This is a genomic window from Sulfurospirillum deleyianum DSM 6946 (genome assembly GCF_000024885.1).
GTDB lineage: Bacteria > Campylobacterota > Campylobacteria > Campylobacterales > Sulfurospirillaceae > Sulfurospirillum > Sulfurospirillum deleyianum.
In genome coordinates, this window is sequence record NC_013512.1 from 923,416 (window position 1) to 949,568 (window position 26,153).

33 protein-coding genes are annotated in these 26,153 nt (G+C 35.2%); 26 read left to right on the forward strand and 7 right to left on the reverse strand.

The genetic code is table 11. The features are described from left to right. Positions 1–90: 90 nt before the first annotated feature. On the reverse strand, positions 91–1,359 hold the full coding sequence (locus SDEL_RS04685) for a PDDEXK-like family protein (RefSeq protein WP_012856710.1): 1,269 nt from the start codon (positions 1,357–1,359) through the stop codon (positions 91–93). A gap of 139 nt (positions 1,360–1,498) precedes the next feature. Further along, a complete protein-coding gene (locus tag SDEL_RS04690) occupies positions 1,499–1,804 on the reverse strand; it encodes a hypothetical protein (RefSeq protein WP_012856711.1) in 306 nt (101 codons plus the stop codon). Between the two features lie 108 nt (positions 1,805–1,912). Here SDEL_RS04690 and SDEL_RS04695 point away from each other — a divergent pair, with 108 nt between their 5' ends. The 3 genes from SDEL_RS04695 to SDEL_RS04705 all read left to right on the forward strand — a co-directional run bounded on the left by SDEL_RS04695 (position 1,913) and on the right by SDEL_RS04705 (position 4,427). Beyond that, positions 1,913–2,836: a helix-turn-helix transcriptional regulator gene (locus tag SDEL_RS04695; RefSeq protein WP_012856712.1), complete on the forward strand. Its 924-nt coding sequence runs from the start codon at positions 1,913–1,915 to the stop codon at positions 2,834–2,836. A 79-nt stretch (positions 2,837–2,915) separates the two neighbouring features. Beyond that, on the forward strand, positions 2,916–3,767 hold the full coding sequence (locus tag SDEL_RS04700) for an SIR2 family NAD-dependent protein deacylase (RefSeq protein ID WP_012856713.1): 852 nt from the start codon (positions 2,916–2,918) through the stop codon (positions 3,765–3,767). A 51-nt stretch (positions 3,768–3,818) separates the two neighbouring features. Further along, positions 3,819–4,427, forward strand: a complete 609-nt coding sequence (locus SDEL_RS04705; protein ID WP_148209245.1) for a hypothetical protein — start codon at positions 3,819–3,821, stop codon at positions 4,425–4,427. Positions 4,428–4,493: 66 nt separating this feature from the next. Here SDEL_RS04705 and SDEL_RS04710 read toward each other — a convergent pair whose 3' ends face one another. Continuing rightward, positions 4,494–4,685, reverse strand: coding sequence for a hypothetical protein (locus SDEL_RS04710; RefSeq protein ID WP_012856715.1), 192 nt, complete (start codon positions 4,683–4,685; stop codon positions 4,494–4,496). Between the two features lie 228 nt (positions 4,686–4,913). On the opposite strand from SDEL_RS04710, the gene istA (SDEL_RS04715) reads away from it, so the two are divergent. After that, complete coding sequence (gene istA / locus SDEL_RS04715) at positions 4,914–6,020, forward strand: IS21 family transposase (protein ID WP_012856716.1); 1,107 nt, start codon at positions 4,914–4,916, stop codon at positions 6,018–6,020. Next, complete coding sequence (gene istB, locus SDEL_RS04720) at positions 6,011–6,832, forward strand: IS21-like element helper ATPase IstB (protein WP_012856717.1); 822 nt, start codon at positions 6,011–6,013, stop codon at positions 6,830–6,832. The genes istA (SDEL_RS04715) and istB (SDEL_RS04720) overlap by 10 nt, the downstream gene beginning before the upstream one ends. Before the next feature lie 40 nt (positions 6,833–6,872). Here istB (SDEL_RS04720) and SDEL_RS04725 read toward each other — a convergent pair whose 3' ends face one another. Continuing rightward, entirely contained in the window at positions 6,873–7,202 is a 330-nt protein-coding gene (locus tag SDEL_RS04725) for a hypothetical protein (RefSeq protein ID WP_012856718.1), read from the reverse strand. A gap of 19 nt (positions 7,203–7,221) precedes the next feature. Here SDEL_RS04725 and SDEL_RS12045 point away from each other — a divergent pair, with 19 nt between their 5' ends. The 7 genes from SDEL_RS12045 to SDEL_RS04755 all read left to right on the forward strand — a co-directional run bounded on the left by SDEL_RS12045 (position 7,222) and on the right by SDEL_RS04755 (position 10,849). Beyond that, complete coding sequence (locus SDEL_RS12045; protein ID WP_190275667.1) at positions 7,222–7,359, forward strand: hypothetical protein; 138 nt, start codon at positions 7,222–7,224, stop codon at positions 7,357–7,359. 401 nt (positions 7,360–7,760) lie between these two features. Further along, on the forward strand, positions 7,761–8,501 hold the full coding sequence (locus SDEL_RS04730; RefSeq protein WP_012856719.1) for a 3'-5' exonuclease: 741 nt from the start codon (positions 7,761–7,763) through the stop codon (positions 8,499–8,501). 420 nt (positions 8,502–8,921) lie between these two features. After that, the gene (locus tag SDEL_RS04735; protein ID WP_012856720.1) at positions 8,922–9,152 is read left to right on the forward strand and encodes a MerR family transcriptional regulator; all 231 of its coding nucleotides are present in this window, start codon (positions 8,922–8,924) and stop codon (positions 9,150–9,152) included. Positions 9,153–9,211: 59 nt separating this feature from the next. Then, entirely contained in the window at positions 9,212–9,772 is a 561-nt protein-coding gene (locus SDEL_RS04740; protein ID WP_012856721.1) for a ParA family protein, read from the forward strand. 5 nt (positions 9,773–9,777) lie between these two features. After that, a complete protein-coding gene (locus SDEL_RS04745) occupies positions 9,778–10,035 on the forward strand; it encodes a hypothetical protein (protein WP_012856722.1) in 258 nt (85 codons plus the stop codon). A gap of 144 nt (positions 10,036–10,179) precedes the next feature. Continuing rightward, entirely contained in the window at positions 10,180–10,470 is a 291-nt protein-coding gene (locus SDEL_RS04750; RefSeq protein WP_012856723.1) for a nucleotidyltransferase family protein, read from the forward strand. Further along, positions 10,463–10,849 carry a HepT-like ribonuclease domain-containing protein gene (locus tag SDEL_RS04755; RefSeq protein ID WP_012856724.1) on the forward strand — a complete coding sequence of 129 codons (387 nt, stop codon included), beginning with the start codon at positions 10,463–10,465 and terminating at the stop codon, positions 10,847–10,849. The genes SDEL_RS04750 and SDEL_RS04755 overlap by 8 nt, the downstream gene beginning before the upstream one ends. Before the next feature lie 159 nt (positions 10,850–11,008). Here the strand turns inward: SDEL_RS04755 and SDEL_RS04760 are convergent, their stop codons facing one another. Further along, a complete protein-coding gene (locus tag SDEL_RS04760; RefSeq protein WP_012856725.1) occupies positions 11,009–11,266 on the reverse strand; it encodes a helix-turn-helix transcriptional regulator in 258 nt (85 codons plus the stop codon). A 176-nt stretch (positions 11,267–11,442) separates the two neighbouring features. Here SDEL_RS04760 and SDEL_RS04765 point away from each other — a divergent pair, with 176 nt between their 5' ends. After that, on the forward strand, positions 11,443–11,736 hold the full coding sequence (locus SDEL_RS04765) for a hypothetical protein (protein WP_012856726.1): 294 nt from the start codon (positions 11,443–11,445) through the stop codon (positions 11,734–11,736). 20 nt (positions 11,737–11,756) lie between these two features. Here SDEL_RS04765 and istB (SDEL_RS04770) read toward each other — a convergent pair whose 3' ends face one another. After that, positions 11,757–12,578, reverse strand: a complete 822-nt coding sequence (gene istB / locus SDEL_RS04770) for an IS21-like element helper ATPase IstB (RefSeq protein WP_012856717.1) — start codon at positions 12,576–12,578, stop codon at positions 11,757–11,759. Continuing rightward, on the reverse strand, positions 12,569–13,675 hold the full coding sequence (istA, locus tag SDEL_RS04775) for an IS21 family transposase (protein ID WP_012856727.1): 1,107 nt from the start codon (positions 13,673–13,675) through the stop codon (positions 12,569–12,571). Before istA (SDEL_RS04775) ends, istB (SDEL_RS04770) begins: the two co-directional genes overlap by 10 nt. A 719-nt stretch (positions 13,676–14,394) precedes the next feature. Here istA (SDEL_RS04775) and SDEL_RS04790 point away from each other — a divergent pair. The 13 genes from SDEL_RS04790 to SDEL_RS04850 all read left to right on the forward strand — a co-directional run bounded on the left by SDEL_RS04790 (position 14,395) and on the right by SDEL_RS04850 (position 26,150). Beyond that, complete coding sequence (locus tag SDEL_RS04790; RefSeq protein WP_012856729.1) at positions 14,395–14,838, forward strand: hypothetical protein; 444 nt, start codon at positions 14,395–14,397, stop codon at positions 14,836–14,838. Between the two features lie 19 nt (positions 14,839–14,857). Beyond that, positions 14,858–15,481: a nucleotidyl transferase AbiEii/AbiGii toxin family protein gene (locus SDEL_RS04795; protein WP_223295847.1), complete on the forward strand. Its 624-nt coding sequence runs from the start codon at positions 14,858–14,860 to the stop codon at positions 15,479–15,481. 512 nt (positions 15,482–15,993) lie between these two features. Beyond that, the gene (locus SDEL_RS04800; protein ID WP_012856731.1) at positions 15,994–16,500 is read left to right on the forward strand and encodes a hypothetical protein; all 507 of its coding nucleotides are present in this window, start codon (positions 15,994–15,996) and stop codon (positions 16,498–16,500) included. Positions 16,501–16,692: 192 nt separating this feature from the next. Next, a complete protein-coding gene (locus tag SDEL_RS04805; RefSeq protein WP_012856485.1) occupies positions 16,693–18,060 on the forward strand; it encodes an IS4 family transposase in 1,368 nt (455 codons plus the stop codon). Positions 18,061–18,114: 54 nt separating this feature from the next. Next, positions 18,115–18,642: a hypothetical protein gene (locus tag SDEL_RS04810; RefSeq protein ID WP_012856732.1), complete on the forward strand. Its 528-nt coding sequence runs from the start codon at positions 18,115–18,117 to the stop codon at positions 18,640–18,642. Next, on the forward strand, positions 18,639–19,217 hold the full coding sequence (locus SDEL_RS04815) for a hypothetical protein (protein WP_012856733.1): 579 nt from the start codon (positions 18,639–18,641) through the stop codon (positions 19,215–19,217). The genes SDEL_RS04810 and SDEL_RS04815 overlap by 4 nt, the downstream gene beginning before the upstream one ends. A 107-nt stretch (positions 19,218–19,324) precedes the next feature. Then, positions 19,325–20,431 (forward strand): IS21 family transposase, encoded by a 1,107-nt coding sequence (istA, locus tag SDEL_RS04820; RefSeq protein ID WP_012856716.1) that lies wholly within the window; start codon positions 19,325–19,327, stop codon positions 20,429–20,431. Next, positions 20,422–21,243: an IS21-like element helper ATPase IstB gene (istB, locus tag SDEL_RS04825; RefSeq protein ID WP_012856717.1), complete on the forward strand. Its 822-nt coding sequence runs from the start codon at positions 20,422–20,424 to the stop codon at positions 21,241–21,243. The genes istA (SDEL_RS04820) and istB (SDEL_RS04825) overlap by 10 nt, the downstream gene beginning before the upstream one ends. 113 nt (positions 21,244–21,356) lie before the next feature. Continuing rightward, the gene (locus tag SDEL_RS04830) at positions 21,357–21,635 is read left to right on the forward strand and encodes a hypothetical protein (RefSeq protein WP_012856734.1); all 279 of its coding nucleotides are present in this window, start codon (positions 21,357–21,359) and stop codon (positions 21,633–21,635) included. A 159-nt stretch (positions 21,636–21,794) separates the two neighbouring features. After that, complete coding sequence (locus SDEL_RS04835) at positions 21,795–22,241, forward strand: type II toxin-antitoxin system Phd/YefM family antitoxin (protein WP_012856735.1); 447 nt, start codon at positions 21,795–21,797, stop codon at positions 22,239–22,241. Next, positions 22,234–22,488: a hypothetical protein gene (locus SDEL_RS04840; protein ID WP_041666278.1), complete on the forward strand. Its 255-nt coding sequence runs from the start codon at positions 22,234–22,236 to the stop codon at positions 22,486–22,488. The genes SDEL_RS04835 and SDEL_RS04840 overlap by 8 nt, the downstream gene beginning before the upstream one ends. A gap of 187 nt (positions 22,489–22,675) precedes the next feature. Beyond that, positions 22,676–23,794, forward strand: a complete 1,119-nt coding sequence (locus tag SDEL_RS04845; protein WP_012856737.1) for a metallophosphoesterase family protein — start codon at positions 22,676–22,678, stop codon at positions 23,792–23,794. Continuing rightward, positions 23,781–26,150, forward strand: a complete 2,370-nt coding sequence (locus SDEL_RS04850; protein WP_012856738.1) for an AAA family ATPase — start codon at positions 23,781–23,783, stop codon at positions 26,148–26,150. Before SDEL_RS04845 ends, SDEL_RS04850 begins: the two co-directional genes overlap by 14 nt. The last annotated feature ends 3 nt before the right edge of the window (positions 26,151–26,153 follow it).

Sequence of the window (26,153 nt, forward strand, 5' to 3'; positions counted from 1 at the left end):
ATTGTCTTTATATGAAATAGAATTATCTATTGTCGTATACGATTTCCAATGCATAAATAAAGATGTATCTCAATCGATGGAAATACATCTTTATGAAACAGAAATTTTTTCCAATATATCATTAACATCCCTATGAATTAGATTTGCAAATTCTGTGATTTGCTCTTCATTGGTTAAACGCAAGATTGTTTCAGAGGTAAAACTATTAATATTGTCAGCTTTCATCTTGGAGAACCACCTAAGTGATGGCCAGTTTCTTTCTTCCCATGGTTTTTCAATCTTATCACGAAGTTTTTTTTCAAGATCTATATTTTCTGTTATTAGTCCATAATGCAATGCAGATGTAGCAACTTCTACGTGAATAAAAATATTAGGATTTTTTGTTTTTAGAAAAAATCCTTTACATTCCCACTTATTTTCTTTATCTCCACGCTTAAACCAGTTTTGACAAGCTTCTAGATTATATTCTAGATTTGTGTATTTTTGTGGATAACATTCTTGAATATGATCTGTGATTAATTTGTCTTTTAATTTATCAAAGAAGTCATATAAAATTTTTCCGCGCAGTTCTGGAGAATTGAAGGCTTGTGATATTTTGAGTGCAATAGTTAAATCGTTAGGATTTTTAATTAAATGTTCTTGAATTTGTTCTCTCTCATTGGCCGACATCGTATCTCCTGTGATTTTTTTTACTAGATTAAGATAATGTGTTATTCCTGCATGAATATTTGGTAATTCTTGAGAGGCTTCTCGACATTGCTCAAGCCAAGTTCGAATAGTCTCTCTATAAGAAATTAATTTTAGTTCAACTCCGTCGTCACCACATTTGTATTTTGGCTGATCATTTTGATCATTCCCATTTCTTTCAATTGGTGGTACTTTTTCAAAATTTTCAAATGCCTTCATACTAGGTTCAGTTCCATAGCGATTTAGATAAAAAATATTGTAATTCAAATTTTTCTTTTTTGCGTGTGAATAGTAGCGGGTTATTTGACTTTCTTGGTCAAGCGCATTAATTTTATTTTCGATAATGACATAAAAATCTTCAAAGATCAGTTCAATGTCTAAACGTCCATTATCAAAGGATGTTTCAACAGTAACTTTAATTTTCTCACTAAACGTAGGGTTGATTCTCACGACATCACAAAAAAGCTTTAAGTATTTATCCCCTTGCGCATGTGAACCTTTTGGATTCAAAAGTTCAGCAATCATTTTTGAGTGAGTTTTGACTTCATCAGTTTCTATGTCTGCAATTGAATAAATATTAAATCTACGACCTGTGACTCGGTCTTCATTGTCATATTTTTCAGAAATTTTTTGTATTTTTTCTAATAAAATTTTAAAATTTGGTTGTTCCAAAAATCATCCTTACTTATTTTTATACAGAAGCATACCTCAAAATATGAAATATAACCTCTTTATTGCTGTCATCCTAATCTAACCTAAATGCCATGTCAAGATATTGGATTATCTCGATTAACATATAGGTATTAATACTTCACCATAACATAACCTTTATTTCACAAAAAGTCTTTTGCGTGATTTTGAAGTTAAATTGACACTCTATGGTCTCACCAAAATTGCTTTGCAGTTCTTGCAAAAAAATTAATAGCCCCTTTATAGAGACATGGTGAGAAATTGACATGTACAAATCTAACTTCAAATGGGTATCCAAAGCGTAAAATTTTGACAACAGTGTTTTTAATTCTTCAATACTTATAAGATTGTGACTTTTTATCAGCATACATTTTTTTAAAGCATGATTTGACGGTACCTGAATACACTCAATGATGTTTTCTGTCATTTTTTCCCTTTCTAGTGTGTATCATAATCATCAAAGTGGACAAAAAAATGACCGTTATTAAAAGATCTCTTGCGCTATAATGGCCTATCACTTGATTAAGGATACATGATGCCAAAAGTCGAACGACCTTCAAATAACTCAAAATGGGAACGTATCAATACTATTTACGAACTTTTAAAACAATCATGCGATGGTATGAGCATTCAAGATCTCTCAAAACAAATGGATGTCAGTACAAAGACCATTCAGCGTGATTTGTATGAGGTTTTAGGCGAGTATGGAGCTGTTAAACAAGGGCGAATGTGGAAACTTGATAGCAAAAAAGCCGAAGACAACCTTAATTCCAATGAGCGCATTATTCTTGGTATTTTAGATGAGATGGCAAAAAATGCTGGCAGTAGTTTTTACGGCAAAGCCCATTCACTCCTTAAACAAATCTCTCAACAATTAGAACATCCTATTTTTGCGAATGTCGAGAGTGAATCCTTGGATGAAAGCCATATAGAGCTTTTTTCTTTGTTGGAAAAAGCGATTAAAACAAAGCATACGGTTAGTTTTACCTATAAAAAACATCTTTTTGACGTTCAACCCCTTAAACTAGCATTTTTTGACAGTTTTTGGTACCTATTAGCACTTGATATACAAGATGACAATAAATTTAAAAAGTTTTATCTCAAATCCATCAATGATCTCACAATCCAAGATAACACATTTTCGATCAATACGACATTGGAAGAACGTTTAAAAAAAGCAAATTCCATTTGGTTTGATTTGGATAAAGAACTTTTTGATGTGCATTTGCTCATTGACAAAGAAGTTATGACCTATTTTGAGCGTAAACCTCTTAAAGGACAAACGATTATCGGCAAAGATGCTGATGGTTCAGTAGAGATTATTGTGCCTATCACGCATGAAATGGAAATCGTACCTTTAATCTTTTGGTATGTCCCTTACCTCAAGGTCTTAGAGCCTCAATGGATTGCCGACATCGTGAAAGAAAAAATACAAGCGTATCATCAAAGTCTTCAATAAAAAAGACATCTTTATGTCCATAAAATGAGATAAAGTTCTGCTAATGCAGACTCATAGCAATGGACATAAAGGATACAAAGTGCAACTTGAAGAAACAATAGACATCGCAAAGCGACTGATTGAAGATGCCGAAGCGATTCTCATCACGGCAGGTGCTGGCATGGGTGTCGATAGTGGCTTACCCGATTTTAGAGGAGAGGAGGGCTTTTGGAGGGCTTATCCACTTCTAAAAGATCAAGGACTTCACTTTGAAGATATGGCTACGCCAAAACTTTTCAAAACAGATCCCTCTCTTGCCTGGGCTTTTTATGGTCAAAGACTCAATTTATACCGTGCTACTACGCCTCATGAAGGCTTTGATGCTTTAAAAGAGCTTGTTTATTCAAAAAACAACAATTACTTCATCTATACCTCCAATGTTGATGGGCACTTTCAAAAAGTAGGATTTGATGAAGAGAAAATCGTTGAAGTTCATGGAAGTATTCATCATTTGCAGTGCTTAAATCAATGTTCAAAACAGATATGGAGTGCAAACGATACGTTCGTTAATGTCAATTTAGACACATTTCTTGCTCTTAATATACCCAAATGTTCTTACTGTAACGCTATCGCTCGTCCGAATATATTGATGTTTGGCGACTGGTCTTCGTGGAATGACAAACGTTATAACCAACAAAAAGCACGATACAACAAATGGCTCAAGCAAAATAAAACAGCCTGTATCGTTGTTATAGAAATTGGTGCTGGAACAGCGATTCCAACCATACGTTATGAAAGTGAAAAAGTTACCAAGCAATTCTTAAATGCACATTTGATCCGAATTAACCCTCATGATGATTTTATCGATAAAAGTGTCAAAAGAGGGCTAAGTATTCCCTTGGGTGGTCTTGAGGGCATAAAAAAGCTCATCAATCATGTAACTATTTTATAGAGTTAAACATAAAACTGTCTTATTGTGATAGTAATATCCAAGATGAACGTTTTGAAAAAAAAATTAAAGGAAGGAAAATATAAAATGAGTATGTTTATGGAAAAGGGCAATATAAAATATAATTTTAGTGATCCACTAGAAGACTTAAAACGTATTCGAAAAACAAAAGAATTAAAAAAAATCAAGAGTATCCATAATATTTGGTTATTAACTGATGAAGAAATTCATAAAATTCGGTTACTCAATGTTTTTTTAACTGGCTTTGAAAAAGAATTAAAAACCAATGTTGTGCAAGTAATGCAAAATAGTAAAGAGTATTGTCATATACATAAAGACCTTATATTTGATGAAGTGGAAGTTACTATAGGATTTTATCTTGATAAAAATGATCCCGAATATTTAGAAGATATGGACAATGTTATTTTAGAAATACATGATTATTTTTATGATGAAACATGGGACTATGGTATCGTAGATAATAACTGCCATAATGTGCTAGTAAATAAAGAAGGTCATGTTATGGAACAAGACAAACATTGCAGATTGATGCATGTATTGTATGATGATACAAATCTTTCATGGGATGAGATACTACGTATTGGAGCCATTACCATGGAGTATCAAGTTCTGTATAAAACACAATTTACAAAAATTTTCTAAGGGAGCGTTCAAAAGCCTATGGTTCATTTTTCTTCTTATATCAAAGAAATCAAAAGCAAACTAAATCTATGTGATTATAGGGAGTTCAAACCAGATATAATGATTCAATCCCTCTTTTTTTAACGTTAACGCCTCCTTTAATGCCACGTTTAACACTACTGCTTTTTCAACAATCGCTTTTTCAATCTGCATCAAATAAGCATTTAAATTTCGAATTGCGGTGATCGTTTCATGGGTTACATTATCGTTTTTGTGCACCGTTGACACCTTTTAATTGATAAAAAAATATACTCAGATAAATTTCATCAAGGCTCAATGTTTCATTGGTTTGAGTATCAAAAGTAAGATCATACTCATCGGCTGTCAAGGGCGGAGTTAAAATGGGCAGTATAAAAAGCTGCTAAAAAGTAGTTTTTACAACCAAAAGCTTAAATGAGCAGATTAGTTCTGCTAAAGTCTTTTTTCAAATATATTGAAAGGAGACAGATGCTTAAAAAAGGTGATGTAAAAATGATTCATAAGATGCTCAAAGATGGTCTGAGTAAGAGTGCTATTGCACGTAAACTTGACATTAACAGAGATACCGTTGCGAAGTATGCGAAGCTGCCAGAGGGTTATATTCCTGTTATAAAAAGAGAACCTGTAGAGACAACGGTTGATCCGTATCTGCCCAATATAGCAAGAATGCTAGAAGAGGCACACGCATTAGGTATTTCTATCCCCAATACATCCATATATGATGAGATTCAGAAACTTGGTTATCGAGGAAGTCTTCGGTGGATGAAAGATATTATGCTTCGTTATGAGCTTCGTCAGAAAGTAAAAAACGAAGAACCACTTGTCAGATTTGAGACAAACAAGGCTCAACAGATGCAAGTGGATTGGGTTGAATTTCCCAAAGATAATTTATCTGCATTTGTTGCAACTATGGGATACTCTAGAGCATCTTATGTGGAATATGTGATGGATGAGAAAGTAGACACTCTCATAAAATGCCACATGAACGCCTTTAGTTATTTTGGTGGTGTGCCACATGAGGCACTCTATGATAATATGAAGACGGTTATTTCCAAACGCAATGCTTATGGATATGGTAAGCATAAATTCAATGAACAATTCCGCGACTTTGCCCAAAAACATTGTGGTATGGCTTTAAAAGTTTGTAAACCTTATCGTGCACAAACCAAGGGAAAAGTAGAGAGATTTAATCACTATTTCCGATACAGTTTTCACAATATGTTTAAAGTGAGACTTTCCCTGATGGGCTATAAGATGACATTAGAAAATGCCAATGCGGCAGTCATAGATTGGTTAGATTTTACAGCAAATGCGAGAATACATCAAACAACACTCCACAGACCGTTTGATCTGTTAGCAGAAGAGCAATTGCAGTTGCTTCCTCTGCCTAAGACTTATCATGGGATACACCCGCTCAAAGCCACCACTAAAAGTGTAACACAAGATAGCCAAACATCCAATAGAATAACTATTCACATTCCCACTCGTGATCTTCAAAGTTACGATCAATTTATACCTATGTTAGCGTATATAGTTTTACCTGCCTATACGCTAGGAGGTATATTATGGCATTAAATACACATATCGAAACGTTATGCAAAGAGCTTCAACTCTCAACCGTTAATGACGTTCATCATGAAATGGCTAATCGTGCCGCAAAAGAGGGTTGGAAATATGGTGAATATCTTTATGAGATACTCAAACTCGAAGCAAACAATAGAGCTGTACGCTCTCGTGCTACTTTGACAAAAATGGCAGGATTTCCAACCATTAAAACACTTGAACAGTTTGATTTTAATTTCACAGTTGGTGTAAATAGAAGACAAATTGAGGAGCTCTCAACATTAGAGTTTATCAAGCGAAATGAAAATATCATCCTTCTTGGACACTCTGGTGTTGGGAAAACCCATCTGGCTATTGCACTGGCGTATCAAGCTGTTCAAAAACGTATTAAAGCAAGATTTATCACAGTAGCTGATCTTATTTTGCAGATGAGTAACGCAAAAAAAGAGAAACGCTATGATTCATTTATACGTCAAGCCATTATGGCACCAGCGTTATTAGTCATTGATGAGATTGGCTATTTCCCAATGAGCAAAGAAGATGCTCATCATTTCTTTCAAGTGATCTCTAAACGCTATGAACGTGGTGCAACTATCGTTACATCCAATCTCGTCTTTAGTCAGTGGAGTGGCATCTTTGCCAATGATAAAGTGGTAACGACTGCCATTTTAGATAGATTATTACATCACTCCCATATTATCAATATTCTAGGAGATTCATTTCGTTTAAAAGAGAAAAAAGATGAGGGAATCGTAGATTCAGATTTGTATAAGTTTAAAGCTAAAAATTCGGTGAAAGGAGAAGAAATAACGCAAGGTGCTTAAGGTTACGTTTCGTAATTTTTTTACGAAAAAACTGCTGAATTTAACTCCGCCCTTGACATATAAAATACTCTTTTGTGTTGTACCCCACCACAAAGTCTCCATCAAAACCCAGTGATCCAATGTCTCCAATATGTTGAATGATCAATTGATATGCCAAAGAAGCTTCAGATGCAAGGATAAAAAAGCCATCCCTGACATTTGTGAGATGATGATTCAAAGTATGGAATCTTTCGATATGTTCATATTGTGCATGTGGTAAATACGCATCTAAAAAACGTTTTACAAATAAGGTTTGTTCTTTTTCGATTGCTCCAATAAAGAACAAAGACGTAGAAGAAGGTAAGGAAGATAAAAAAGTTAAATGTGGCATGATAAACCTTTAAAGAGTAATGTTTGAACAACGAAATTCTAAAGTTTTATGTGGACATATTCATGTCGCATTAAAAAACGAAGATGATATGCAACACCAAATTATCTTAGAAAGTGTTGTGGGTGAGTTTAGGAGATTGATGAAAAAAGCTGTTTAAAATTTACTATTGATTAACAAAGAGTTTGAAAACTATTTAATCTGTTATCTTATACTTTCACTACCAAGACAAAAACCTCCTTTTTGTGAATAATCTAACACTTTTTTATAACCAACGCTCGAATTGCCCGGTTCGAGCGTTTCTTTCTTTCAAAGTCTCAAATACACTTCATTTTAATCATAAATTAACTTAGGTTCATAATATTATTGGCTATAATCGAATGAATTAATCATAAAGAAGTATCGTGAGACTGATTCATTTTTCGGACACGTGTCAGACGAAGTACAATTCTATACATATAGAATTTTTTTTAAAAGCTTCTTGCAGATTTAGTAAACATGAAGATATAAGTTTGCCTCTAATATAAGGCGTTGACACTAAAATTAAAAGGAATATGCAGCATGGCAAAATACATCTTGTTTGATACCGAAACCACAGGAAATAACGAAGAAGATAGAATCATACAAATTGGTGCGATGATTGTTGATGCCAAAGGCCAAGTAGAAGTATTTGATGAGTTGTGTAGCACCGTGTTACCTATTAAAGTAGAGGCTATGGCTGTCCATGGAATTACTCCCAATTTAATTGAAGGCAAAGGCCTTTTTACTGATACCAATTTTTATAAAACATTGCTTTCTCTCAATAATCAAGAAAATTACCTCATAGCGCATAATATGCCTTTTGATATGGGTATGTTGCAAAAAGAGGGATTTATTCCAGACCTTAAAATCATCGATACGCTTAGAGTTGCAAAGCATCTAATCCCAAATTCTCCATCAAAAGCACTTCAGTATCTTAGATATGATCTTGAACTCTACAAAAATGAACAAGCTGAAGCAGATAAATACAATATAACGATAAAAGCACACGATGCGATTGGTGATGTTCTTGTTATGAAATTACTCTTGTCCAAGCTTGTAGTCCTTGTAAAAGAGAACTATCCAGATGTTAATCCAATGATAAAGATGGAAGAGCTTACTAGCACACCAATTTTTATAGAGACTTTTACTTTTGGTAAATACAAAGATCGTAAAATTGCTGAAGTTTGCAATGAAGATATGGGTTATATAAATTGGATGAAGAAGAATATGGATTTAGATGAAGACATGAAATATACGCTTGATAAGATTATAAAGGGATAGTTAGTTGATCGAAGTACTGGTAGCTCCAAACCTTCAAACACAAAGATTTTAGAAACTATTGGCGTCTAACACAGGTTTATAAACACTCACAAATTTTTAGATAAGTACATATCAGATATTACAATGATTAGATTTTATCAGCTTAACGTTGGCCTAAATATTGGGGATGGATACATAGCAAATAAAAGAATAAATTAAAAAATGTGAAAAGTAGAGGAAAGTGTGGATGCACTTTCCTTCATTGACAGAGTTGCCAAAGACTCTTAAGTGGTCTTTTGTAATTTGGAAGATAATTTGATAACTTCATGTAAAGATTGTCAAATGAACGTGGCATTAGAACATTTATCTCTTTTGCCAGAGATTTTAGAAAAACTCAAGTTGATTGAAAAAAATTTAGCTAACTTTGAAACAAAGCGTTGAATGAATGTTAAAGAAGTTGGGAACTACCTTGGATATTCAGCTGATCATATTTATAAATTAAGAGATGAAGAGTTTGTTGAAGGCATTCATTTTCATAAAAAAGGCAAACTTCTATTTGATAGAATTGAAATTGATAAATGGGTAATAGGTGATTCACAAAACAAATATCTTCATTCTAAAGAAAGGGTTGATGCTATTTTAAAATCGGTTTTGGACAAAAGTAATTCTTGATAAAAAATCAATATTAAACTATAATATAACAGTTAAATAACACTATTAAAAGGTTATATATGATTATTTCTGTTATCAATAAAAAAGGTGGTGTAGGTAAAACACCTATCTCATTTTCTCTAGCTAAAGATCTCGGCTATTACTTACAGTCTAATGATAATTCAGTCATTGAATCCATTTACCCCGATATGGCAAAGATCTCATCAAACCCTGAGATTATTGAAAATTGTGTGTATGACTTTGGAGGATTTGTATCATCAGGTGTCCTTCCTATTCTAAAAGCAAGCGCTGCTATTTTAATTCCAACATCCAATGATTATAATTCTATCCTTCGTACTGTTGAAACCATTGAAGAGATTCAACCTTTGAATGAGAATCTTTTTATTGTTGTCACAAAGACAGAAAAAGAGAGTGATTTTGAGACAGTGAAAAGTGCTATTAATCAGCATTTTGATAATTTAGAATTTTTTGAGCTTCGACTTTCTAAAGCCTTTAAAAATACTATTGAAACAGGTTTGAGTCTCACTGAGCTTTATCATGAAACACCTCTTTCAAAAAGTGCTTATAAAACAGTGTACCGTCAGTATAAAACAATTCTCGATCTTTTTAAAGGAGAATAATCACCATGGCTGAAAAGAAATCGATTGATTCTATTTTGGGAAAAGCAAAAACAACAGTGACTTCTACTTTTGCAGAGAGTGAACGTAAAAAAGGTGGACGTCCTAGAAAACCTGAGTGTGAACATGCTAAAGAGAATCGCTTCGCTACTTACTTTAGCCCAAGCGAACTAGCACTTGTTGAATCGGCTGCGAATAGTTATGGTATGACCATTGGCAAGTTTATAAAAATGGCAGCGCTCAGGATGGCAAAAATAGAAAAATAGTTGTTTATTAACGCTATTATACTATTATAAAATATTAGTATATGTTCATAAAATATTTCATAATTTATGAACATATCTCTAACAATGAAGTGACTAGTTATGAATGTGTTATAATATAGCTAATTAATTTTAAAGGAGGCAGGTATGAGTCGTGAAGATATTTTATCTTTTTTACAAACGCATAAAGATGAGCTTTATCAAAAATATTCTGTCACTAAAATTGGTTTATTTGGTAGCTATGCAAAAGGTACAGCAACGAATGAAAGTGATGTTGACGTCATTGTTCAGCTCGATAAACCAAATCTCTTAACTCTCTCAGCTATTCGCCAAGAATTACAAGAGAGCTTTAAAACACCTGTTGATGTTATTCGCCTTAGAGATACAATGAATCCTTTTTTAAAACAGCAAATTACACAAGAAGCTATTTATGTCTAATACCATTTTAGTGATAGAGACACTAAAACAGATTGCAAACTCAGCAGAAAGAATCTTACTTCGCTTCGCAAAAGTTCCTAATTTGGATTATTTTCTAATAACTGATGAGGGACTTGAAAAACTCGATGCATTTTGTATGCAACTTATTGCCATTGGTGAGAGCCTTAAACATATTGATAAACTTACCAACAATTTACTTCTTAAAAATTACCCTGAGATTGATTGGAAAGCTGTCAAAGGGATGAGAGATATTATTACACATCACTATTTTGATCTGGATGCAGAAGCAGTTTATGATGTGTGCCAAAATGACATCAAACCTCTTTTGGATGCCATTAATCGAATTATTGCGGATGTAGAAAAAGAGTCTTCACTTTAAAATTCTGTATATTTATTTTCTAGAACAAAACTTGTGTTAGACGAAGGGCAATTTTAGCCATTTCCAATTCTCTTAAAATCCTCAAATAAAAACACTTTTTACATCTTTGCACTAGCTCATCCCTATCTCGGTTTGTTGCATTTAATCTAAAGACAATAATTACGCTTCTTTAAACAACTCCTCCACAGACACATCAAAGAGTTTAGAGAGTCTAAACAGATGTGAGATATTAAAATGCTTTCCATGTGCATAGTTTTCCATATTGGCATAAAAGCCAGGAGCCTTTTGCCCAATAGAGAGTGCCACTTCAAGCTGACTCATCTTTTTTTCTTTACGAAGACGCTTTACATTCCTTGAAATCATTCTAAAAAAGGCTTCTTCCTCTTCTTCTGTCACAATATTCGGAATTTGTAACATTTTTATCCCTATAGATAATTTTTCTATAAGGTTAGTTTGATTATAGTTTTCCTTCAATCCTCTATGGAGATACTCTCCATAGGAATATATTTAAAACTATATACTGTGCTTTAAAATATTATTTTTAGAAGAGTCTTTAAGAGGAAATGTGTGATTTTACATAAAAGGAAATAGGTATGAAGTATTGGGGGCATTTCGTTTCATTGAGTATGGCGGTTGTATTAAGTGGGTGTGCTTCAAGTTATTCTGATAGTGGCACGTTTATTCCAAGTCCTAAAGACGTTGGAAATATGTTATCTAAAAAAGAGACTCCGCAAGAGTTAATTGCTAAAAGTCAGGATAAGGAATTAACAAAAACCTTTGTAGAGGGTAAATTTACTAAGGTCACCAGTATTAATGCACTCCCTTATGGATTGTCCTTAGAGTGTAAACTGTCAAGGGCGGAGTTAAATTCAGCAGTTTTTTCGTAAAAAAATTACGAAACGTAACCTTAAGCACCTTGCGTTATTTCTTCTCCTTTCACCGAATTTTTAGCTTTAAACTTATACAAATCTGAATCTACGATTCCCTCATCTTTTTTCTCTTTTAAACGAAATGAATCTCCTAGAATATTGATAATATGGGAGTGATGTAATAATCTATCTAAAATGGCAGTCGTTACCACTTTATCATTGGCAAAGATGCCACTCCACTGACTAAAGACGAGATTGGATGTAACGATAGTTGCACCACGTTCATAGCGTTTAGAGATCACTTGAAAGAAATGATGAGCATCTTCTTTGCTCATTGGGAAATAGCCAATCTCATCAATGACTAATAACGCTGGTGCCATAATGGCTTGACGTATAAATGAATCATAGCGTTTCTCTTTTTTTGCGTTACTCATCTGCAAAATAAGATCAGCTACTGTGATAAATCTTGCTTTAATACGTTTTTGAACAGCTTGATACGCCAGTGCAATAGCCAGATGGGTTTTCCCAACACCAGAGTGTCCAAGAAGGATGATATTTTCATTTCGCTTGATAAACTCTAATGTTGAGAGCTCCTCAATTTGTCTTCTATTTACACCAACTGTGAAATTAAAATCAAACTGTTCAAGTGTTTTAATGGTTGGAAATCCTGCCATTTTTGTCAAAGTAGCACGAGAGCGTACAGCTCTATTGTTTGCTTCGAGTTTGAGTATCTCATAAAGATATTCACCATATTTCCAACCCTCTTTTGCGGCACGATTAGCCATTTCATGATGAACGTCATTAACGGTTGAGAGTTGAAGCTCTTTGCATAACGTTTCGATATGTGTATTTAATGCCATAATATACCTCCTAGCGTATAGGCAGGTAAAACTATATACGCTAACATAGGTATAAATTGATCGTAACTTTGAAGATCACGAGTGGGAATGTGAATAGTTATTCTATTGGATGTTTGGCTATCTTGTGTTACACTTTTAGTGGTGGCTTTGAGCGGGTGTATCCCATGATAAGTCTTAGGCAGAGGAAGCAACTGCAATTGCTCTTCTGCTAACAGATCAAACGCTCTGTGGAGTGTTGTTTGATGTATTCTCGCATTTGCTGTAAAATCTAACCAATCTATGACTGCCGCATTGGCATTTTCTAATGTCATCTTATAGCCCATCAGGGAAAGTCTCACTTTAAACATATTGTGAAAACTGTATCGGAAATAGTGATTAAATCTCTCTACTTTTCCCTTGGTTTGTGCACGATAAGGTTTACAAACTTTTAAAGCCATACCACAATGTTTTTGGGCAAAGTCGCGGAATTGTTCATTGAATTTATGCTTACCATATCCATAAGCATTGCGTTTGGAAATAACCGTCTTCATATTATCATAGAGTGCCTCATGTGGCACACCACCAAAATAACTAAAGGCGTTCATGTGGCATTTTATGAGAGTGTCTACTTTCTCATCCATCACATATTCCACATAAGATGCTCTAGAGTATCCCATAGTTGCAACAAATGCAGATAAATTATCTTTGGGAAATTCAACCCAATCCACTTGCATCTGTTGAGCCTTGTTTGTCTCAAATCTGACAAGTGGTTCTTCGTTTTTTACTTTCTGACGAAGCTCATAACGAAGCATAATATCTTTCATCCACCGAAGACTTCCTCGATAACCAAGTTTCTGAATCTCATCATATATGGATGTATTGGGGATAGAAATACCTAATGCGTGTGCCTCTTCTAGCATTCTTGCTATATTGGGCAGATACGGATCAACCGTTGTCTCTACAGGTTCTCTTTTTATAACAGGAATATAACCCTCTGGCAGCTTCGCATACTTCGCAACGGTATCTCTGTTAATGTCAAGTTTACGTGCAATAGCACTCTTACTCAGACCATCTTTGAGCATCTTATGAATCATTTTTACATCACCTTTTTTAAGCATCTGTCTCCTTTCAATATATTTGAAAAAAGACTTTAGCAGAACTAATCTGCTCATTTAAGCTTTTGGTTGTAAAAACTACTTTTTAGCAGCTTTTTATACTGCCCATTTTAACTCCGCCCTTGACAGTTTGTCGGGTACAACCGTAAAAGAGGGGCTCCTTATTATTACTTTTAAAGAAGCCCCAAAAACAATCCTTTCTTACAATGCTAAAGAGGTCAAAGAGTATTTAAAAGCAAATGCACTGTATAGAGAAGATGGTTATGAATACAATGAAGAAGAAGTAGCCAAACGCTTCCCTAAACAAGTAGTTCCTAAATAATAATACTATTGACTTGGGCGTAGACATATTTTACTGCTTACTGCACTAAAATCCTACTGTACGTTAATATCCTCATATTTTTAGGTGTAACGCTCGAATTTTTTTATTTGAGCGTTCTTCCTTCGGTATCAGAATATTGTTTAGAGAGAGGATGGCTTTTTTGTTAATGTGGCCCAAAATTTTGTTTGTAAAAAAGAACAATTTCTTCTCTTTAGAATCTCTGCCGTTTACCTGTGTCAGACGAAGTGCAATTTTAGGCATATACAGTTTTGTTGAACCCTCAAAAGAAGGGCACTTTTTTAAAAGTTTATGCCTTCTTTTAGATTTTATTTGACAACTAGCATTTATACTTATTGTTTTATAGCCGATATTAGTCTATAATTTCATTTAGGAGTTAGCCATGCAAGAAACACAAGCACTTAATCTTTTAGATATTCCAAGAAGCACCTTTAAAGAGTGGAGCAATCCAACGCATAAAAAACATAAGCTTTATTTACTTCTAAAACATATCGATGCAACGTATGCAGAATCGTGTATTGCTCAAAAAGTTCCTAAAAAAATACTGATTATTTTAAATCGTAATATAAAACAAGAAGAGCGATTTAGTGACAATGAGATTTTTAAACTCTTCTCTAAAAAAAGTTATGCAAAATTAACCTCGCGCGAGAGAGTGGCCTTTGCCAAAATTGTTCGTGAATGTGAAGAGGAAGAGTTCAATGAACTTTTCAATGAAGGTGTTGTTTCCAAAGAAGCTTTTCTGCATTTGTTGAGTGCTTCACCATTAGCACCATTTTCAGCACTAACTGTATCTCATAATACTCTTTCGCGAACACGCCATGTATGATTTTTCATCTCAAGCAAAAATGTTAGGCTATGCAATTCAAGTATTAAAAGAAGTCAACGTATACGATCAAGCCTCTTTTGGAGGAGGCACAGCATTAAGTGCTTATTATTGGAATCATCGCTATTCAACCGATGTTGATATTTTTCTTACAACGTCAGGTAGTTTACCACAGTTAAGAGCAGCTATTCAAAAGATGAATATTAGTGATGATATACGCTTTCCTGGCAACTACCTTGAAATATTGATTTCAGATACAGAAAAAATACAATTTTTTGAAACAAAACCAAAAATGCCTCAAGGTCGTATCTTAACTTCTATTTGGGAGTTTAATGATATTTACATAGAAGGTATTGAAGAAATTTTGGTTAAAAAGATTTACTATCGAGCCCATAAAGGCAATACAAGAGATATTTTTGATATTGCTGTTGGTCTAGCAAAGAACCCTAATTTCTTTCAACTGTGTTTATCAGAAAAGGCATTGACACAAGAACATGTGGATATATTTAAAAATACATTGATGATGATTACTAATAATAAAGAGCTAATGGCAATCTATCAAGATGAAATTGCTTTAATGGAGCCAGCAAAAGAATATTTAGATTTTGCAAACCACGCACCACAAATCATATTAGATTGCTTGTAAAATAAACACATACCTAGTCATGCAAAAACTTCTAAATTGAATCATTTCAAATAACCTTTTACTACACTTCCGGTTGTAGCGACCGATAAATCGTTGAATATAATCTGCACTTTTATAGCATTGCATCGTGCTTGATAAGTTAGTTTCTTATCCCCTTTTTAAACGAAGGTTGGCGTTCTATATGTAGCTCGTGTACATATAAAGTGGGTGTATGCTTTGCGCATCATGACCCATAGCTTAAGTAGCTATATAACAAGAATCTCTAAATTAGAAGATAATGAAAGTATAGCACCAAAAAAAGATGCTCTTGCATTTTTACCCGTTTTGGTATGAAGAGAAAAGAGCAGTTTGAAGTGCTAAAAAGTACCACTCTATCGAGCTTCTAAAAAACAGTGTCCGTTGAATTTCATTTTTTAATTCAATGGCTAAATTCAACACTTTTTTCAACGTTTTTTATTTCATTTCAAAACAAAAACGAATAGTAGTATCTCAATTAAAAAAAGGATACTGCAATGAAACCAATTTCTTCTAAACAGTTGTTGCATTTTTATGCCAGAATGCCAGAGCCTCTCCAACAGGAAGTGCTTGAAAAAACATTTGAACAGTATTACACTTTAAAAAGCAGAAATACTGAAGGACTTAATCGTTCAATGCTTTATCACCAAGCATTACTGTTTGTTCTGAAACAATATAATGATACTTTAACACTAGGTTCTGCTAAAAAGAACTCTAAAGAACTTGATAGCCTAGATGCAAAAAATAAACTACAGCTTAAAATGTTTGATTCATCTCAGAAAAGAAGTGCTAAAAAACGATCTAAACTTCTCGATCAATATGCATCATTAATCTATCAATTAAAAGAAAAAGAGGGGAAAAGTTATTCGCAAATCTGTCTCCATCTTGGCAAATCAAAGAAATTCAAAGTTGATACAACCTATCTTTGCAAACTCTACCCCATTATTAAGCAGAATATCGAAGATTTAAAAGCTATGACTATGGAAAAAAACAGCATTTTATAAAATTGAATCATTGCAAAACGAATAGTATATATAACTGAGCTTTCGCACCTAATTCCAATAAAAGAATAGTCTAAAAAGGCTATTCTTTCGAGCGTTTAGAAGAGTGCCATCTCCATATTGACAAATGAAAAAAGTCTGTTAAAGCCCTATATTAGGCACTTTTAGCTATAATAAAAATAAAGAATATCATCCATGAATCTTCAAGAACAGATCCTATCGGCCATAAATACAACGCTTAAAAACCCCATATATCAAACACTGCAACTCTTAAACATCAAGAGTATTTTACACCGTGCTAACTTTGTAAAGAAAAGAGAAGGCGTAGCCCCCTATCTTGTTGTATTACACTTTGTCTATATGTTGGTGATGAATAAAAAGATATCTTCGTTTATGCACCAAAGCAATGAGAGTTTTAAAAAAGACACCTACTACAGACTTTTGCAAAATAGTAGCTACAACTGGAGAAAACTTCTCTCTTTAAGCACTTTAAAAATCATCAAGCTTTTGCATAAAGTCCAAGATGCTTCGTCAATAAAAGTCTTTATTATGGATGATACGGTTGAGGGTAAAACAGGTAAATATATAGAGGGGAGTCGTGATGGACTTTGGAGCAATAAAGAGAAGCGAACCATTAGAGGGATCAATGTTGTTTCTTTGAATTATAGTGATGGTTATTCAAATTTTATGATAGATTTTGCAATGAGCATGGGAAACTATGCCCGCGTTAAAGTTGAAGAGTTTAGTACAGAACTCGATATCCGTTGCAACGCTTACAAACGAAGAATGGAGATTATGGAGGGTAAGTCTAAGATAGCATTGGCTATGGTAAAAAGAGCTGTACACAGTGGTATATACGCTGATTACTTGCTGGTTGACAGTTGGTACTCTAAACCAGCCTTTATCCAAGAGATGAACGATTTGGGTCTAAAGGTCATTTCAAGAATTGCTAACAACACTAAGATTTGGAACTTTAATGACAAAGAAAAAACACTGAATGCCATGTATGAAAAACACAAAAAGCTTAAAAATGCCAAAGTGGGAACATATGGCAAGAAGATTCGCTTTAGCTATTTTTCAACCGTTGTTGAACATAAAAATGCAGGGAAACTCAAAATTGTTTTTATTAAAACCACCGACAATCTCATCCCTATTGTCTCCACCGATTTAGAACTCAATGATGAAGAGATTATTGAGATTTATAAACGACGATGGGATATAGAACAAGGCTATAAAGAGCTCAGAGAATACTTTGGGTTTGGACAAGAAGAAAATAGAATCTATGAAGCACTGATTGCTAGAATGACACTTTCATTCTTTGCTTACAATATTGTCAGCTACATCAATAGAATCAGCCATGAGCCAAAAACCATTGGTGGATTATTTAAAGATTTGGAGTGTGAACTCTACACGCTTTCTATTGCTATGCAAGCGTTTATTGAAATAATGGACAAAATAGCACAAATTGATGAGATTGTAAAGAACAATAAGGATTTTACCAGTATAATTGCTACACTACGAAGTGCAACTCAAGAATTGCTGGGATTTAGGTGCGAAAGATGAGTATATAAAGCATTATGTTTTATACCAAATTGTAATTACCCTAAAGGAGTTAGTATGTCAGGTGTTGTTATTCCTATTGTGCACGATCTCTATCTGGTTGCCGATAAAATTGAAATTTTAGAAAATAGAATTGTTCCTATATCTATTAGCGATTCTGGCAAAATTTTAAAGGCTCAACTGTTTGAAAAATCCCGCGATCATTTCATCATTAAGTCTATGTTTTGGGATCATACTAGACTTGTCAGCGGTGTTTACATATATCATCTGCATGAAATTTTCATCGCATTTGTGCACAATCGCCTGCGCAGCAAACAAGAGTATTTTATCTTCAATAAAAAATATGGATATGGTGTCAAGCTCTATTTTGGAAAGAGTAAAGAACCTGATCTTCACATGGAGGTATATGATAAACAAACCAATAGCTTTGTCTTGGTACAGAGCTTTTCGAAACTAGAATGTTGCATCATCGTACGAGAAATAAACAACTATTTGCATAAAGGTGAAATCAAAGAGGAATTTTTAGAAGGTAATGTTAAATGCAACTATAGTGGTAAGAGTTTTACTTTGAGGACACCAGAATGAGAGGATCAATACAATATCAAACAGGAGAACTTGCAAAAGTTCTCTTTTCTCCAGGAATGACAAAACGTGAGCAAAAAGTTACAGGCTTTGTTGCCAATGCCAAAACGCTTGAAACCTATCGAGAGGTATGGAATGAATTAGGTATATATGTCAAAGAGCATTTTGCACTCAAAGACCTACAAAAGTTGAATGAGAAGCATATTGTGCACTATATGTACTTTAAAGCGTACCAACAGATTAGCGAACAGCGCTTGGAACTCATCTCAAGTGCTTTGTATAAGCTAGAAACTGCCTTGCGTAAGCTCAATGCAAAATATTCTCTTGAGAGTTTACGTTACAGCTTAAATATAGATAGAGAATATGATTTTTCAATCTGTCAAAAAATTCTTGATGAAGCACGTAAAAATCTACTGGTCGTAGAAACAAGCGATGAACCAACCTTTTGTAGAGCCTATATTGATCCACAAGCTCTTATAGATGCAATCACCGATCCTACTTTCAAACTTGCTACCAAGATTCAATACGAAAGTGGTGCTAGACTCGAAGGAATTGAGCGCTGTCAAGGGCGGAGTTAAAATGGGCAGTATAAAAAGCTGCTAAAAAGTAGTTTTTACAACCAAAAGCTTAAATGAGCAGATTAGTTCTGCTAAAGTCTTTTTTCAAATATATTGAAAGGAGACAGATGCTTAAAAAAGGTGATGTAAAAATGATTCATAAGATGCTCAAAGATGGTCTGAGTAAGAGTGCTATTGCACGTAAACTTGACATTAACAGAGATACCGTTGCGAAGTATGCGAAGCTGCCAGAGGGTTATATTCCTGTTATAAAAAGAGAACCTGTAGAGACAACGGTTGATCCGTATCTGCCCAATATAGCAAGAATGCTAGAAGAGGCACACGCATTAGGTATTTCTATCCCCAATACATCCATATATGATGAGATTCAGAAACTTGGTTATCGAGGAAGTCTTCGGTGGATGAAAGATATTATGCTTCGTTATGAGCTTCGTCAGAAAGTAAAAAACGAAGAACCACTTGTCAGATTTGAGACAAACAAGGCTCAACAGATGCAAGTGGATTGGGTTGAATTTCCCAAAGATAATTTATCTGCATTTGTTGCAACTATGGGATACTCTAGAGCATCTTATGTGGAATATGTGATGGATGAGAAAGTAGACACTCTCATAAAATGCCACATGAACGCCTTTAGTTATTTTGGTGGTGTGCCACATGAGGCACTCTATGATAATATGAAGACGGTTATTTCCAAACGCAATGCTTATGGATATGGTAAGCATAAATTCAATGAACAATTCCGCGACTTTGCCCAAAAACATTGTGGTATGGCTTTAAAAGTTTGTAAACCTTATCGTGCACAAACCAAGGGAAAAGTAGAGAGATTTAATCACTATTTCCGATACAGTTTTCACAATATGTTTAAAGTGAGACTTTCCCTGATGGGCTATAAGATGACATTAGAAAATGCCAATGCGGCAGTCATAGATTGGTTAGATTTTACAGCAAATGCGAGAATACATCAAACAACACTCCACAGACCGTTTGATCTGTTAGCAGAAGAGCAATTGCAGTTGCTTCCTCTGCCTAAGACTTATCATGGGATACACCCGCTCAAAGCCACCACTAAAAGTGTAACACAAGATAGCCAAACATCCAATAGAATAACTATTCACATTCCCACTCGTGATCTTCAAAGTTACGATCAATTTATACCTATGTTAGCGTATATAGTTTTACCTGCCTATACGCTAGGAGGTATATTATGGCATTAAATACACATATCGAAACGTTATGCAAAGAGCTTCAACTCTCAACCGTTAATGACGTTCATCATGAAATGGCTAATCGTGCCGCAAAAGAGGGTTGGAAATATGGTGAATATCTTTATGAGATACTCAAACTCGAAGCAAACAATAGAGCTGTACGCTCTCGTGCTACTTTGACAAAAATGGCAGGATTTCCAACCATTAAAACACTTGAACAGTTTGATTTTAATTTCACAGTTGGTGTAAATAGAAGACAAATTGAGGAGCTCTCAACATTAGAGTTTATCAAGCGAAATGAAAATATCATCCTTCTTGGACACTCTGGTGTTGGGAAAACCCATCTGGCTATTGCACTGGCGTATCAAGCTGTTCAAAAACGTATTAAAGCAAGATTTATCACAGTAGCTGATCTTATTTTGCAGATGAGTAACGCAAAAAAAGAGAAACGCTATGATTCATTTATACGTCAAGCCATTATGGCACCAGCGTTATTAGTCATTGATGAGATTGGCTATTTCCCAATGAGCAAAGAAGATGCTCATCATTTCTTTCAAGTGATCTCTAAACGCTATGAACGTGGTGCAACTATCGTTACATCCAATCTCGTCTTTAGTCAGTGGAGTGGCATCTTTGCCAATGATAAAGTGGTAACGACTGCCATTTTAGATAGATTATTACATCACTCCCATATTATCAATATTCTAGGAGATTCATTTCGTTTAAAAGAGAAAAAAGATGAGGGAATCGTAGATTCAGATTTGTATAAGTTTAAAGCTAAAAATTCGGTGAAAGGAGAAGAAATAACGCAAGGTGCTTAAGGTTACGTTTCGTAATTTTTTTACGAAAAAACTGCTGAATTTAACTCCGCCCTTGACAATGAGAGTCACACTCTTTAAAGTGTTGCGTCAGTATCTACTTCAAAGGAGTCATCATGCATAAAGAGATTATCAATGCTTCCTTGAATAAAAAGAAACAAACTAAGAGGCAACAGTTATCATCAACCAAAGAGAAGAAGACTTCTCTTCATGTAATGGAGGCTGTGGAGAGAGCAATCACACATAAAGGTAAGAAAAGCACTTTGGATGAAAGCAGCCTCAATCCAAGAGCGAAAGCACTTTTAGAAGAGTTAAGCAGTGAGCTTGGCATATCCAAAGAGGTGATCGCAGAGCTGGCTATCACACTTTATAGATTTTGCAAGGATCAAGTATGAAATATCTCTGCATACCACTCTCTTTAAAAGAGAAAAAGGCTATTACCCAACAGGCACGATCTTTAAAGCTATCTCGATGCACCTTCATTCATAAAGCTCTATGTCTGCTTCAAAAACAGATGAGACACACAAAAAAAAGACAACACAGGAGATATTTACATGTACAATGAACCCACAGGCGGATGGATCATGGCACTTCTTGCCACACTACTTGCTATTTGGACGTATAGAGTTTCCAAAAGAATTGAAATAGACCATGAAAAAGCGTTTGAAAATATTGAATTTTTAGGACAGAAGTATTGGTGCCTACATCAAGAAGAGCCACACTTTATGCTTCGTCTTAAAACACTCATTGAAAAAATCAAACAAGGCTCCTTTGGAATTGTGTATGAAAAAAAAGAGCCTCAAGTGGTTCTTTTACCTATCGATGAGTTTGACAGGCTCAAAGCGATTGAAGAGTATTTAGAAGATCAAGAGATTGCAAAGATTATAGAAGAGTGTCTTCATACAAGAGATAAAAATGAGCCACATCCTTTGGAGAAATTTGAGACGTTGCGAGCAAAAATATATGAAAAATACGCTTCAAAGCAGAATGAACATGAGTGAGTTTATACTATCCATTGTTGTGATGATAGTGCTTTGTATGATGTATGTTTTTATCTTAAGACCTGTTCATAGACGCTATGATGCAGTATTTAATCATCTTTTAGCAAAAGAGATTGCCAGAAGGCTTTATCAAGAAACCCATCCAGAATTTAGCTATAAAGTCTATCATGAGGATGATTTGCAACGCCAAATCATCCTAGGCAGTGCGGTGAAAGAGTTTAGAAGATTGGTCAAAAAAAATAGTTAACATTTACGATTGATTAACAAGGCGTTTGAAAACCATTGAAGCTGCAACTCCATGCTTTCACAAGCAAGACAAATATCTCCTTTTTTTCTTTAAACATCTCATATAATACTTCATTTTGTATCACACATTAAAGTCAAACCATAATATTATTGGCTATAATCAAACGAATTCATCACAAAGAAGCACCGTGAAACTGATTCATTTTTCGGACACGCATTTAGGCTTTAACGATTTAGATGTTATCAATGAGCTCGGTATCAACCAGCGAGAAGCTGACTTTTACGATGCGTTTACGCAGGTCATTGAGCAAATCAAAGCAATAAAACCTGATTACATCATCCACACGGGTGATCTTTTTCACCGCCCATCTCCTAGCAATCGAGCTATCACTTTCGCTCTTGAACAGTTTAAAATCATCGAAGCACTGAATATCCCATTTATCATGATAGCGGGCAATCACTCCACGCCACGTACCAATTTAAGCTCTCCCATTCTCAAAATATTTGAAAATTTTAAAAATGTTTATGTCTCATACAATCAAGAGTACAAAAAAATCGAGTTTGATGATGTGGTCTTTCACACCTTGCCCCATATGCACGATGAGACAAAAGCACTTTCTCAAATCGAACTGTGTGAAGAAAATCTCGATGCAACCAAACGCAACATCATGATGCTTCACTGCTCTGTGGGCGCGCACTATTTGATGGCGGAGTTTGGCGAATGGGTGTATCCACACGACAAAGAGAGCCTTTTTTCTAAAGTGGATTATGTCGCTCTTGGGCATTGGCATGGCTTTGGGAAAGTCGGCAAACACGAAAATGTTTACTATGCAGGCTCCACCGAACGCACCAGTTTAAACGACAAACGAAACTCCAAAGGTTTTCTTGAAGTCACACTGGATGAGGCTTTATATGTAAACTACCACGAGATACAAATTCGCCCCATCAAAACCTACGATATCAATTGTGAAGACTTTGAGCACTCAGTTGAGTCTTTACATGTAAACGATACAAAAGACGCTCTTATCGAAGTCAAACTGACCAATCTCACCCCTTTGCAGTCCATTGACATTCAAACTCGTGACATCAAAAATCTCTTTGGCGAAGCTTTACATGTAAGCATCAAAAGAGAGTTCAAACAAACCAACGGTGAAGCCACACTAAATGACATTGAAGCCCTCTCTTTGGAAACGTATTTTTTAGAACACATCAAAGAAGAGAGTCAGCCCGAAGCGTTTGAACGGCTCAAATCAAAAATACAAGAATTATTTGTCAGTTACGAAGAGGTGAGCGATGATACTCTCTAAACTTCACCTTGAAAACTTCAAACGCTATAGCTCTTTTGACATCGAGTTTGGCGAGGGGCTGATAGGCATTATCGGTAAAAATGGCAGTGGTAAATCCACGCTCTTTGAAGCGATACTCTTTGCACTCTACGGAGAGCTTAGAAACAAAAAATTTAAAGAAGTCATACGCAACGCTAGTGCGAGTGACAAAGATGCCGTTGTGGTTGAGCTTGATTTTGAATTTGAGAGCATGGCGTACAAAGTCGTTCGAGAGTTTCGAGGCAAAGCCCTCAGTGCCAATGCCAAGCTTTATAAAAATGGCGAACTGAGTACCAGTGGTGCAAAAGAGGTTACGACGGCTATCATCAAGCTAACCAAGATGAGCAAAGAGGCATTTTTGCATACCCTTTTCGCTTCTCAAAAAGAGCTGACAAGCCTCAGCACGCTTAAAAATGAAGATCGAAAAAAGATGATACGCAAACTTCTTGGGCTTGAAAAGATAGACTTTGTGGAAAATGAACTCATCGAAAAAAGCAGGGAACTCAAACGAGACATCGCAGCAAGTGCAGAATTTCTTTTAGGCGAAGAAGAGTTAAAGAGCAAAACAGTGTTGATAAAAGAAACTACCGTCATAAAACAAGCGTTTGAAAAAGAAGTAAAAACTAAATCCCTAGAGTTAGAAACCACCAAAAAACAAGAGTTACATGTAAAGCAAGAACTCGAACTTTTTGTCAAAACAAAAGAGCAAAAACAAAAGCTCATCAGTGAACTCTCTCTCATCAAAAACTCTATAACTTCAAACCTAGCCACTCAAACCAAACTCACCGAAGAGCTCAAAAACTTAGAAACAAAAGCCAAAGAACTTAAAGCGCAAAGCAGCGTTAAAAAAGAGTACGAATCTTTGTCAACTAAGCTAAAAGAGCAAGAAACTCTCAAAAATATCCAGATCAAAAAAGAGGGTTTGGAAAAAGAGCAAACTCAGTTACGTGCCCAGTACACCAAAGCCAAAGCAGACATCGCAACTTTGGAAGAGCAAGTCAAACCCTATGAGACACTTTTAGGGCAAAAAAAAGAAAATGAAGCTTTACATGTAAAGATAAAAACCGAACTTACGGGCAAGCAAACAGAGCAAAAACAACTTCAAAATGAACTCTCAGCCGAACAGCGAGTCGTCTTAGACACACAACAAAAGATAGCCAAGATACAAAGCTTAGGACGAGAATCAAACTGCCCGACATGCACAAGGCAATTGCTCGACGAATACGACAATGTCATCGCATCCCTAAACGACATCGTGCAAAAGACGCAAAGTCAAAAGATAGACAAAACCAAAGAAAAACTTGAACTCCTCACCAAACAGATAGGAGAGCTTGAACTTCAAAAAGAGCAAACGCAAAAAGCCTTACATGTAAATGAGACGGCATTAAGTTTGATACTCAGCAAACAAAAAGATTTGGCAAGTGCCAAAGAGCATTTTACGAAGGTCAGTGAACAAGGCAAACGCAACAAAGAGGAACTGGATAAACTCGCACAACACGCTTACGATGAAGCTTTACATGTAAGCCTACAAAAAAGCTTTTTGGAGCTAAAACCAAAGTACGAAGCCGTTCTAAGTCTTGAAGCAGAACTCAAACGAGAGCAGGGTGTTCGGGAGGATCTCGCGCTTACATGTAAGAGTGCAGAAGCTTTACATGTAAAGGCAAAAGAGAAAGAAACAGAAGTTTCAAAAACACTTTACGATGAGCCAAAACACACCGCAAAACAAAGCGAATACGACGAACTTCAAAAGCAAAAAGAGAAACAATACAGCGTTATTTCAGAGCTAAAAGAAAAGATAGCCAAGAATGAAGGCGAGATAAAAACCTTGCAAAACGCTCTTGAAAATAACGACATACAACTTAAAAAAGTACAGAGTAAAAAAGACGATTTGCAAGACTATGAGAAAATCAAACTAAGCCTTAGTGAGTTTAAAACAAAACTCAACTCAAAAATAGCCCCACGCATCTCACAAATCGCCTCGCAGATGTACGCCACCATCACCAAAGGCAAATACCAATACATCGAAGTGAACAACGACTTTGACTTTTTCATCTACGACGAGGGCAAATGCTACCCCATAGAACGCTTCAGCGGTGGCGAGATAGACCTTGCCAACCTAGTGCTTCGCATCGCCATCTCCAAAACACTGAGTGAACTGAACGGTGCAAGTAGCGTGGGATTTTTAGCCTTCGATGAAGTCTTCGGAAGTCAAGACGAAAACCGAAGAATGGAAATCTTAGAAGCGTTTCATACCATAAAAGAACAGTACAGACAGATATTTTTAATAAGCCATGAGATGGAGATAAAAGAGATGTTTGAGAGGGTTATTGAACTTTAAAAA